The 12,032-nt window shown below is 48.7% G+C and carries 8 protein-coding genes; 3 read left to right on the top strand and 5 right to left on the bottom strand.

The window, feature by feature from the left end:
* Nucleotides 1–66 precede the first annotated feature (66 nt).
* Genes fdhF through AK965_RS01020 form a run of 3 tightly spaced genes read left to right on the top strand, consistent with a single transcriptional unit; the run spans nt 67 to nt 4,038 of the window.
* Nucleotides 67–2,187: a formate dehydrogenase subunit alpha gene (gene fdhF, locus AK965_RS01030; protein ID WP_099077849.1), complete on the top strand. Its 2,121-nt coding sequence runs from the start codon at nt 67–69 to the stop codon at nt 2,185–2,187.
* A complete protein-coding gene (locus AK965_RS01025) occupies nt 2,184–3,218 on the top strand; it encodes a 4Fe-4S dicluster domain-containing protein (RefSeq protein ID WP_099077848.1) in 1,035 nt (344 codons plus the stop codon). Before fdhF ends, AK965_RS01025 begins: the two co-directional genes overlap by 4 nt.
* The gene (locus AK965_RS01020) at nt 3,208–4,038 is read left to right on the top strand and encodes an FAD-binding oxidoreductase (RefSeq protein WP_253252639.1); all 831 of its coding nucleotides are present in this window, start codon (nt 3,208–3,210) and stop codon (nt 4,036–4,038) included. Before AK965_RS01025 ends, AK965_RS01020 begins: the two co-directional genes overlap by 11 nt.
* Before the next feature lie 37 nt (nt 4,039–4,075).
* Here AK965_RS01020 and ppsA read toward each other — a convergent pair whose 3' ends face one another.
* From ppsA to acsA, 5 genes are read right to left on the bottom strand one after another with little or no spacing between them, the layout of a single operon-like run.
* Nucleotides 4,076–6,490, bottom strand: coding sequence for a phosphoenolpyruvate synthase (gene ppsA / locus AK965_RS01015; RefSeq protein WP_099077847.1), 2,415 nt, complete (start codon nt 6,488–6,490; stop codon nt 4,076–4,078).
* Between the two features lie 60 nt (nt 6,491–6,550).
* Nucleotides 6,551–6,796 carry an acyl carrier protein gene (locus AK965_RS01010; protein ID WP_099077846.1) on the bottom strand — a complete coding sequence of 82 codons (246 nt, stop codon included), beginning with the start codon at nt 6,794–6,796 and terminating at the stop codon, nt 6,551–6,553.
* Entirely contained in the window at nt 6,793–8,202 is a 1,410-nt protein-coding gene (locus AK965_RS01005) for a dihydrolipoamide acetyltransferase family protein (protein WP_099077845.1), read from the bottom strand. Before AK965_RS01005 ends, AK965_RS01010 begins: the two co-directional genes overlap by 4 nt.
* On the bottom strand, nt 8,195–10,222 hold the full coding sequence (gene pdhA / locus AK965_RS01000) for a pyruvate dehydrogenase (acetyl-transferring) E1 component subunit alpha (protein WP_099077844.1): 2,028 nt from the start codon (nt 10,220–10,222) through the stop codon (nt 8,195–8,197). The genes AK965_RS01005 and pdhA overlap by 8 nt, the downstream gene beginning before the upstream one ends.
* Complete coding sequence (acsA, locus tag AK965_RS00995; RefSeq protein WP_099077843.1) at nt 10,219–11,949, bottom strand: acetate--CoA ligase; 1,731 nt, start codon at nt 11,947–11,949, stop codon at nt 10,219–10,221. Before acsA ends, pdhA begins: the two co-directional genes overlap by 4 nt.
* Nucleotides 11,950–12,032: the final 83 nt, after the last annotated feature.

Genomic DNA, 12,032 nt, shown 5'->3' with positions numbered 1-12,032 from the left:
GCCTTCGGGCGAAGGGGGTAGGCGACTGCTATAATCTAGCTAGTTTCAAGTGGCAAGGTTATAGCGATGCGAAAAAACAAACATAGGCCGTCTAAAACCCCACGACCCACTCAGACCGTCTGCCCATTTTGTGGTGTTGGGTGCGGAATGCTTCTTTCTTGTGACGACGGTGGGCAAGTACGTAGTGCAAGCCCCTTGCGTCACCATCCTATTAGCCAAGGCCAGTTGTGTGATAAGGGTTGGAGTAGTGTTTATGCTATTTCTCCTGACAATCGAATTACTCAGCCTTTAAAACGCATCCGTGATCAGTTTATCCCAGTGAGTTGGGAGGAAGCGCTCGATGGTATCAGCACCACGCTGAACGATATCATTAACGAGTTTGGGCCTAACGCGACAGGGGTGATCAGTAGCGCCCGTGCAACCAATGAAGACAATTACGCGGCGCAGAAATTTGCCCGAGCCGTATTAGGCACGAATAATATTGATCATTGCGCGCGTATTTGCCACAGCCCGACGGTAGCCGGGCTGAAACAGGTACTCGGATCTGGCGCGATGACCAACAGCACCAAAGATTTGTTTGAAGCGGAGGTCATTGTGGTTATCGGCGCTGACCCAACCGAGAACCATAGCGTGCTTGGTGGGCAGGTGATACGCGCCCAACAGTCAGGGGCGAAGTTGATTGTCATTGATCCAAGGACAACGCGTTTAGCTAAGTTGGCCGATCTACATTTACAGTTAAATCCGGGCACGAACATCGCGTTAATTAACGCCATGATTCAGGTAATTTTAAGTAACCAATGGCATGATAAGACGTTTATTAACGATCGCTGTGAAGGGTTTGATGCGTTGGCGAAACAGGTCGAAGAGGTCACGCCGGAGTCGGTAGAGCAAATCACAGGCCTTAATGCCCATTCGATCCGTGAAGCGGCGGAGTATTATAGCCAAGCTGATCGTGCGATGATTTTATACGGAATGGGAATCACACAATTTGTTAGTGGTACTTCAAATGTGATTGCTTTAGCGGATCTGGCATTGGTTTGCGGGCACATTGGTAGGCCCGGAACGGGAATCAATCCGTTACGTGGGCAAAATAATGTCCAGGGTGCCTGCGACATGGGTTGTCTGCCGAATGTCTATCCCGGCTATCAATCCGTTGATGATGCAGATACCCAACAGCGATTTACTGAGCATTGGGGCTGTGAAGTGGCAGCGACGCCAGGGCTGACTTCATTAGGGATGACAAAAGCGGCGTTGGAAGGAGAGTTTCGCGCGCAAATCTTATTTGGTGAAGATCCTGTTGTTACGGACCCAGATCAAAACCACGTTCGTGAAGCGTATAAGTCGTTAGAGCTGCTGGTGGTGGCGGAATTGACCATGACAGAAACGGCTAAATTGGCTGACTATATTCTTCCTGCGGCTTCTTTTGCCGAAAAAGCGGGCACATTTACCAATTGTGAGCGCCGCGTTCAACGTATTAACCCTGCGATGTCACCGATTGGAGAATCGATGGGGGACTGGCAGTGGTTACAAGCCCTCGCACAAAGGATGGGCAGTCAGGCACTCAATTGGCGTGATAGTGAAGAGGTCTTTGATGAAATGGCCTCTGTGACACCATCTTATCAAGGCATGAGTTACGCAAAGCTAGCGGAGAACCATGGCTTACAATGGCCTTGCAATGATGACGCGCCTGAGGGAACGACGGTGCTTCATCAAAATACATTTCCTATTGGGCGAGCACGCTTAACGCCGGTGCACTATGTACCTATTGCAGAACCCGCAGATGAACAGTATCCACTGTTATTGACCACCAATCGTCTTCATTTCCATTATGGTTGTGGCTCCATGACCCGTAAATCCCCGCTGCTTGAACGAGAAATTCCGCCCGGAATATTATTTATTAATCCCCAGGACGCCAGTGGGTTAGGCATTTCACTATATAGTCCTGTTGGTGTTCGTTCTCGTCGCGGATACATAGAAACTCGTGCAATGATTACGGACGATGTACCACCTGGTTTGGTGAGTATGCCTTATCATTTTAAAGAAGCACCTTCAAATCAGTTAACCAATACCGCGCAAGATCCAATTACTAAAATGCCGGAGCTGAAAGCGTGTGCAGTGGCGGTCGAACCTCTAGCTGTAGATCATCAGCCTAGTGCGGTTTGGCAACGACAGGAGGGGACAAAATGAATAAGACGTATCTGTTAGATTCATTAGACGCGATGAGAACACACCTATTGCGTCAGCGAGCATTGTATCAGGTTGTCGAGCACAGTGAAAAAAAGCAAGGGGATAGCTACTGGCAACAAGTAGACAGCAGTGATTTACCCCCGCTGGTGGACAGTAAACCGACGCATTCTGCCAAAGCATTTTTCTTCGCAGAGCAAGAACCTCTGTATGTGTTTGATGGGCAGTTTTTTAAGGAAACGCTACCCGACGTAGAGCCCTTTGTTTTGTTTGGTGTGCAAAGTTGTGATTTGATGGCGATTCACTACCAAGATCTGTTTTTTGAAAACGATCCTTATTACCAGGCTCGCCGTCAACAAGCATTATTGATTGGTGTTGATTGTATTCAGCCGTGTGAACATGGTTTTTGCCCAACGGTAAATGCTGGCCCAAGCGTGCGAGATGAGACCGCAGACTTAGTACTGCATCCACTTGATGGTGAGCGTTGGTTATTAGTGGTGCTGTCTGAGCGAGGGGAACTGTCATTGCAGGGACTAGAGCTGGAGCTCGCTACGTCCCACGATATGAGTCTGCGCTGGGAAAATATAGCACACTGCGAGCAGGCTTTTCCTGATGATCAGTACTTACTGGATGGCATCAGCAAAGTGACGGAGGGCAGAATATCACCGGAGTTTTGGCAGCAGATTGGCATACAGTGCCTTGGCTGCTCTGGGTGTACAACGCTTTGCCCGACCTGTTCTTGCTTTGGTACTCGCTCAATAACGACCTCGGATACTGCGGCTCAGGTTGACACTTCTCAAGTGAGGTTCTGGGATTCCTGTTTGTATGAAGGCTTTCAACGTGAAGCAAGTTTCCACAATCCGTCTAAAGAAGCAGGGACAAGGGTTGAGCGATTTTGGTATCACAAGTTTAGTCTGGACTTTGTGCCTGAATTTGGTCGTTATGGCTGCGTGGGTTGCGGTCGGTGTGAACAGACGTGCCCAGGCGTCATTGGAGTACATTCATTAATGAAAAGGATGGCTGATGATGTATAGCCTAACACCAGTTCGTATTGAAATTATTGATTTTTATGACGATGGGGAAAATACCCGCCATTATCATTTTCGATTACTTGAGGTGACATCTACGTGGCTGAAAGCGCAAAGCGGGCAGTTTTTTATGCTGTGTGTGCCCGGCGTTGGTGAAGCGCCATTTACCTTCACGGCGTTACCCGATGAAAAGGGAAACTTTCGCGCACTTGTCCGTATGATGGGGGGCGTGACACAAGCACTGTTTGAGCAAAAAATCGGTGATGTGTTAGGCGCACGAGGCCCGTTTGGTCAGGGGTGGCCTGTTAATGAACTGGCAGATAAAAAGGTTCTTATCATTGGAGGAGGGTGCGGAATGGCTCCTTTGGTGAGCATCACAGAGCAGCTTATTGAGCAGGGTAATTTTGATCAGTTAGCGGTGGTGTATGCGACTCGCAGTAAAAACACCTTGATGCTAACGCCTGAACGGGATCGCTGGCAGCACCTTATACCTATCTTTAATGTGGTTGAAGATGCTTCTGATTTAGAACCGCTTGACTATTACCCAGGGACTGCGGTGAGCATTTTGCCCAAGGTATTAGAGACCTTTGCTGAATTGCCAGAACGCGTGTTGATTTCTGGGCCAGAATTGATGATGTGTGCGGTCATCGAGTATTTAGTCGCTTGTGGCATTGATACCCACTCGATTTATTTGTCATTGGAGCGTCGGATGCATTGTGCGGTGGGTTTGTGCGGGCATTGTTATGTGAAAAACCAATATGTGTGCACTCGCGGCCCAACGTTCAGCTGGACCGATGCAAGAGCGCTCCTATCCCCGTTAGAATAAAGAAACAGAGTTAACTCAAGAACCACTCAGTGGGAGGTTATGGCTTGGTATCATTTGTTAGCGATCCTTCTGCTTTCGCAATCACCTCACACCCTTTGGCAAATGAGTCCGGATTGAGTGAGATTGAGTCGATACCACATGAAACGAGAAACTCAGCAAATTCAGGATGATCCGATGGTGCTTGGCCACAAATTCCGACCTTTCTGCCTTTGCGGTGAGCGACCTGAATGACCTGTTCAATGAGACTTTTAACTGCATCGTCTCGGGCATCAAACATCGGTTTTAGCTCCGCAGAGTCACGGTCAATGCCTAACACTAACTGAGTTAAATCGTTACTCCCAATTGAAAAACCGTCAAACCTTTCGGAAAAACGGTCGGCGAGAATGACATTGGAAGGGATCTCACACATGACGTAGACTTCAAGCCCGTTTTCTCCTCGTTTGAGTCCGGCTTGCGCCATAACATCCAGGACTTTATCCGCTTCACTGACGGTTCGACAAAATGGGATCATGACGATGATATTATCAAAGCCCATTTCTTCTCTGGCTTTCTTGATTGCCTTACATTCAAGTTGGAATGCTTCACGATAGCGAGGGTGGTAATAGCGTGATGCCCCTCTTAGCCCGAGCATTGGGTTTTCTTCATTAAGCTCAAAATATTGGCCACCTAACAGACCTCGATATTCGTTTGATTTGAAATCGGACATGCGGACGATGACAGGTTTTGGATATTGGCTGGCGGCAATTTTACTGACTCCGAGCGCGAGGTTGTCAGTGAAATAATCCGCCAGAGTGGTAAACCCTTGGCATCGTTGTTTAATGTCGTTATTCACTTCTGGGTCGGTAACCTGCTCTGGATAAAGCAGCGCCATAGGGTGCAATCCAATTTGGCTTGAGATTATGAACTCAATGCGAGTTAACCCGATCCCAGCCGTGGGCAGTTGCCACCAATGAAAAATGCCATCCGGCATTGCTGCGTTAATCATGATTTGAGTTTGGGTCGACGGTAAAGAAGTCAGGTCAATTTGTTGAGTATGGTAGTTGACGACACCGTCATAAACTTGACCAGTGGCCCCCTTGGCACAGCTTAATGTTACGGTCTGCCCTGTGGTGAGCTTTTGTGTCGCGTGTTCCGTCCCCACGATCGCCGGAACTTTAAGCTCACGGCTGACAATGGCGGCATGGCTTGTTGGTCCCCCAGAGTCGGTAATGATCCCCGCCGCTTTTCGCATAAGAGGAACCCAATCAGGGTCGGTTCGCTCGGTCACAAGAATCGCGCCCTCAGGGAAGGCGTCAATATCGTCTGGTGACATGATGGTATACGTTTCTCCTACGGCAACAGCGCCGCCCACACTGGCTCCTTCAAGAAGAATAGGTGCGGTGGTTTTCTCCAGTTGATAATTGACGATCACGGCTCGGTTTTTATGGGTTTCCACGGTTTCTGGCCGAGCTTGAAGCATAAACAATTGTTGGCTATGGCTGTCTTTGGCCCACTCCATATCCATGGCGCAGCCATAATGTTGTTCGATAATCATCGCCCAATGACTAAGCTTTAAAACCTCATCATCATTGAGCACTAACTGGTTACGTTCCACTTCATCGGTCGGTAGAGTCATCGTGGGTTGTTCGGTGTTTCCTGGTTCACTGAACACCATTTTTTCTCGTTTATTACCGAGCTGTTTTTCAATAATCGGTCGTTTGTTTTCCTGTTTGAGTAGAGGTTTGAAGACCATGAATCGATCTGGCGTGACGGAGCCTTTGACTATCGTTTCGCCCAACCCCCAACTGCCATTAATCAATACCACATCTGGGAAGCCGCTTTCCGTATCAAGGCTGAACATAACACCGGCGCATTGCGATTCGACCATTTGCTGTATACCCACGGACAACGCGACTTGCTGATGTTCAAACCCTTGCTCCTGGCGATAAACAATTGCACGATCAGTATACAGTGAAGCAAAACACTGTTTGCAGGCGGTGAGTACGGCCTCATCACCACAAATGTTGAGGTAGCTTTCTTGTTGGCCTGCGAAACTGGCCTCAGGTAAGTCCTCGGCGGTGGCCGAACTGCGTACCGCTACGGAAGCCAAGGGTACACCGATGTGCTCACTTAACAGATGGTAAGCCTCGAGAATGTGTTGTTCTTGTGCTTGGGTAAAGCTACCTTGGAAAATTAGGGTGCGGATTTCTTGTCCTGCATCAGCAAGGCTTAACTCTCCGTTATCCATTGCATTTAAGAGGGTCGCTATTGGTAAATCGAGTTCATTTTGATGAAGAAAGTCACGGTAGAGTTGTGCGCTAGTGGCAAACCCGTCTGGCACACGGATACCTGACTGACCGAGCTGATTGAACATTTCACCTAGGCTCGCATTCTTGCCACCAACAAGAGCAACATCACTAGCACGGAGCTGGCAATAGTGATAAATCAACGGTTGTGTGGTGTCTGCTTGCATGGCGAATCTCCTTATCTTGGCTGACTAAATTAGGATGGGTATTTAAGAGTGAGTTCTGTTTTACTGAATATGCATCTGCAAATATTGTTGTAATTGGTTGTAACTGCGTACCTTGGCGTAATCGCTTTCCGGGATGCTCACCCCCGTGCTTTGCTTAATTGAAGTAAGCAGGTTTAGGAAGTCCATGGAGTCGAGATCACACTCCTCACGCAGATCTTCATTAATGTCGATGTCATCAATTTCTATTTCTGGCGCGATGCGGGAAAGCGCTTGTGCAATGCTGGCTGTGATAGTGTCGTTATTCATAATGCCTCTGGATGTTGGAGTTGTTTGGCGAGTGCGTGCAGAAAACGAGCTCCACTGATCCCATCACTTACACGATGATCCGCTGCAAGAGTAACGGTCATCACTTCACCAATTTCAAGTTTATCGTTGTTTATAATTGGGGCTTTTCTTAGCCGGCCTAAACCGATGATTGCGACTTGAGGTGGGTAAATCACACCAGTTAGCATATCGGCACCGCGCTCACCAATACTGGTGACGGTAATGCTGCCTTGGCTGATTTCGGAACTGCGTAATCGGCCATGCCTACCGCGCTCAGTGATATCCCGTAGTGAATCCATGACTTGCTGGATGCTGAGTTGATCGGCTTTAAGAATGGCTGGAGTGACAAGACCACCTTCACGAAGGCTGATGGTGTTTGCGATGTTGATATTGGTGGAGGGAGTAAAGCACCCGTTATGATAAAAACCGTTGAGTTGAGGAAAACGGACCAGTTGACGCGCTATCGCGGTGAGCAATAAGGCAGGGAGCAATAAACGTTGTTCAGGTTCGCGTTGTTGATTCTGTTGCGTGAGCCATTTCTGTGCGTGAGTGAGGTTGATTTCCTGCGCAAGGTAATAGTGAGGGATCTCTTGTTTCGAACGTGTCATTGCGTCGCTGATCGCTTGGCGCATGGTTGAAGCGGCTGACGCTGCGTTTTTCGTTTCGGATTTACGCAGAGGTTTTACTTCACTTGAGTCTAAATGAGAGAGTAGGTCTCGAAGCACAATAGCGCCTTTTGGTCCACTTCCCGTTAAGGAAGAGAGAGCGATCCCTAAGCGAAAAGCCGTTTTTCGAACAATGGGGGAAGCGAACACTCTTTGCTTTTGCTTTTGGTGAGGTTGAGGTTCAGGTCTACTTCGCTCTTGTTCGTTCGTTGTGGGAACTAGACTATCTAAATTGCTGTGAGTCGCGCGAAGTTTTCTCGGGGGAATGTAAGGAGGGAATGGTGTCTCATTGGGTTCTATTTCTGGAGAATTTAGAGTGTTGTTGGTAGTGTTCGATACGCGCTCTTGTATTGGCAGCGCCTCATGTGCTGGCTCTTCATAGGTAAATGGGGAATCAGATACCTTGTCTTCTTGAGTGGGTGCTCTCAGTGCGTGTTCGTTTAATGCTTCACTTGTGGGACTGTCGCTTTCCATACGTGCCATGACACTACCGACGGGCAGCTTGATTTCTGGCTCTACCAATAATTCAGAGATCGTACCATTGTGGTAGGTCTCCATATCAATCGCGCCTTTGCTGGTTTCGATGACCGCAATAATATCGCCCTTTTCTACATTGTCACCGGGCTTGATGAGCCATTCAAGCAGAGTGCCGTCCCGCATATCGGCACCTAATGCAGGCATGGTGATGTCAATCAAAGAAGGGCTAGGGGCATGGTTATCCATTGTCGGATTTCCCTCCATCGGTTTGCCAGTCCGGCGCTATCAACGTAGCCTTGGCCGCGGCGATGATGTTGTCGCTTTGCGGAATTGCGGCTTGTTCTAGATGGTGAGGATAAGGAATCGGCACTTCTTCGGTACACACTCGCTCGACGGGAGCATCAAGTTGCCAAAACGCTTTTTCCATAATGATTGCGCTGATTTCTCCGGCATGGCTCCCGGTAAACCAACCTTCATCAATGATGACCGCTCGGTGAGTTTTATTTACGCTGGCAATTATGGTGTCGGTATCGAGAGGTCTCAGTGTGCGAAGATCCACCACTTCGGCATCAATGCCTTCTGCCTCAAGCTGTTTCGCGGCCTGTAACGTTTTACCTAAGCTACCCCCATAGGTAATAAGAGTGACATCGTTACCGGCTCGGCGAACAAGCGCTTGGTTCATCGGTGCATCGGGTTTGTCACTGACCATCCCTTCTTCATTTAGCAGCATGACATGCTCGAAAATTAACACCGGATCCGGGTCAATCATGGCCTGACTGAGCATGTAGCGAGCATCATTCAGTGTGGCTGGGCTGAGTACCTTTAGCCCCGGAACATGAGCGTAGAAGTTTTCCCAACTGTGTGAGTGCTGGGCCGCCAGTTGCTTGCCCGCGCCACAAGCCATACGAATCACAATAGGAACATTGAACTGACCACCGGACATATGTAATAAGGTGGCGGCGGTATTAATAATTTGATCCATCGCGAGTAGACTAAAATTGACCGTCATAACTTCGACGATAGGGCGCATTCCTCCAAGAGCCGCGCCAATCCCTACACCAACGAAGCCCGATTCGCAAAGGGGCGTATCAATGATCCGTTCAGAGCCAAATTGCTCAAGTAAGCCTTTGCTGACCGCGTAGCAACCGCCATAACGCCCGACATCTTCCCCCATTAGGAAGGTGCGTGAATCATGCATTAGCGCATCTTTCATGCCTTCGCGTAAGGCCTCTCGATAGGTGAGCGTAGTCGGTGTTTGGCTCGACGGTATGGGTGTCGGTGGCGGTTGGCTTAGCGGGCTATGTACAAAACGAGTAAGCTGCGCTATTGGTTCCAACTCTCCGTCTTCGGCGAAGGCGATAGCATCGCTGATCTCTTGAGCAATTTTCGCTTCAATATCTGAGAGCTCTTGGTTCTGGAAGTGACTGTTTTCTTGTAACCATTGGATCAATTGTTTGACTGGGCCTTTTTCTTCCCAAAGTAAAATTTCACTTTTATCTCGATACAACTGGTTATCAAAACTGGAATGGCCACGAAAGCGGTAGGTCTGGCATTCGATGAAATATGGGCGCTGTTGCTGACGGATAAAATCAACGGCGGTAGAGGCGGCCGCTTCTACATCAACCACATTCATGCCATCGACCTGACAAGCCTCTATACCATAACCACTGGCTTTCTGAGCGATGTTGGTTTCCGACTCTGATAAGGCGAGTGCAGTGCCCATCGCATAGCGGTTATTTTCACAGATAAATAGTACAGGAAGTTGCCACAGCGCAGCTAAATTAAGGCTTTCATGGAATTCACCTTCGGCAACGGCACCCTCACCAAAAAAGCAAACCGCGATAGCATCCCGTTGCATTTTTTTATTGGCCATTGCGAGCCCTGTCGCCAACGGTAGTCCGCCTCCCACAATGGCATTCCCACCGTAGAAGTGCAGATTCTTATCAAATAAATGCATTGAGCCACCACGACCACGACTGCAACCGTTACTTCGGCCATACATCTCTGCCAATATGCTCCCCATATCCATGCCTCGTGCGAGCGCATGACCATGCTCGCGATAGGTTGCGACAATTTGATCGTTTTGAGTCAGAGCAGACATAACGCCGACGGCGATGGCTTCTTCACCGATGTAAAGATGAAGAAAGCCGCGAATTTTCTCTTGCGCGTAGAGCTCGGCACATTTTTCTTCAAAGCGGCGAATACGAAGCATTTTCTCAAGCTGTTCGAGCAAATGCTGACGATTGATATGCAGTCTCTTATTCATTGTTCATCGCTCTCCAAGGTCGAAATATCTCCTTCGGGAAGACCAAGCTCGCGGGCTTTTAATAACCGGCGCATGATTTTTCCACTGCGGGTTTTGGGTAAGTTGCGACGAAATTCGATTTCTTTTGGTGCGACGGCTGCGCCAAGTCGTTTTCTTGCCAAACCAAGCAATGACTGTTGTAGTGCTTCATCTGCAGTGATATCGGGTTTGAGAGCAACAAACGCTTTGACGATTTGTCCGGCTACTGGGTCAGGTACTCCGATGACGCCAGCCTCAGCCACACAAGGGTGCTCCATTAACACGCTTTCTACTTCGAAAGGACCGATCAAATGACCGGAGGATTTGATCAGGTCATCTTTGCGGCCGACGAACCACACATAACCATCTTCATCTTGCATGGCTAAATCACCGCTGAGATACCATTGTCCGGTAAAGCAAGATTGATATTTTTCTTCTTGATTGAGGTAGCCTCGAAACATTGAAGGCCATCCCGTTTTTAGTGCCAGTTCACCCACCTGCATCGGCTGTGTTTCGATTTGGAACTCTCCACTGCTGCTTGAGTTAATGATTGCCGCCTCAATGCCGGGGAGCGGTTTGCCCATTGAACCGGGTTTGATTGGTTGACTTGGAAGGTTCGCGATCATGATGCCGCCAGTTTCGGTTTGCCACCAATTGTCATGAAACGGCATGCCAAAAACGTTTTCTCCCCATTCGACCGCTTCAGGATTCAATGGCTCACCGACACTTGCCATAAAGCGTAAGCGAGAAAGATCGAATTGCTTGGGCAATTTATCACCAACCTTCATTAGCATGCGGATAGCGGTTGGGGCGGTGTACCATACCGTTACGTGCTGGTCTTGTAAGATCTGATACCAGCGCTGTGCATCAAATTCGGCTTCATCAACGATCATTGTCACACCAAGGCACAATGGGGCGATAATGCCGTAAGTTGTGCCAGTTACCCATCCCGGATCGGCGGTACACCAATAGATGTCATTAGGTTTAAGATCTAATGCGTAATACGCTGAGGAAATGTGATGTTTTACCGCTTCATGAACATGAATGACGCCTTTAGGTTTGCCTGTTGTGCCGCTGGTGAAATGCAGCAGTGCCATCTCTTCCGCTTGGGTGGATTCACAGTGTTTCTCAACGCTAGCACTTGCCATCAATGTTTGGTAATCGTAGCAACCGGGCTCATCGTCAGGATTTCCATCAATGAGTAATACTGCTTTGAGATGGGGTAGGTCACGCCACCAACTTTTGAGTTTTTTTCGGTATAAACTGCGGGTGGTGACGATCAGATTTGCGCTACCAATTTCCATACGAGAACGGATAGGCTCAGGGCCAAAAGCAGAAAAGAGCGGCGTAAAAATACAACCGGCTTTGAGCGTACCGAGTGCGGCAATGTAAAGCTCTGGCCGGCGACCCGCGAGAGTGAACACTCGGCTTCCGCGAGGTAAACCCAATTGCGCAAGCACGTCTGAAAAGCAATTGGTTTGTTGGCACAGTTCGAGGTAACTGAAATCAATGATACGATCATCTTTGCTGATCCAGCGAAGCGCCAATTTGTTTTGTATTGAGTGCCCAAGGTGGCTATCTAATGATTCATAACCCATGTTCAACCCCCCTTCTATCAACCCTTTTGGCGAAGGGGGAGGGAGCACTGGCGAATCAATGTGGAAGTTCGCATTGTCGGCGAGCTCTTGATGAAAGATTGTCTTGACCATATGTGGCGTCCTGCCCAAAGTAATGAATACCCAGAAAGGGGCATACCCTTGGTCAAAGTATGGTTTATAGGCGTGACTTTTCC

Origin of the sequence: Vibrio sp. PID17_43 (genome assembly GCF_002608565.1) — a bacterium.
In the GTDB taxonomy this organism is placed as follows: domain Bacteria; phylum Pseudomonadota; class Gammaproteobacteria; order Enterobacterales; family Vibrionaceae; genus Vibrio.
Note: the sequence above shows the minus strand (reverse complement) of the source record. Positions and strands in the feature narration are given on the sequence as shown.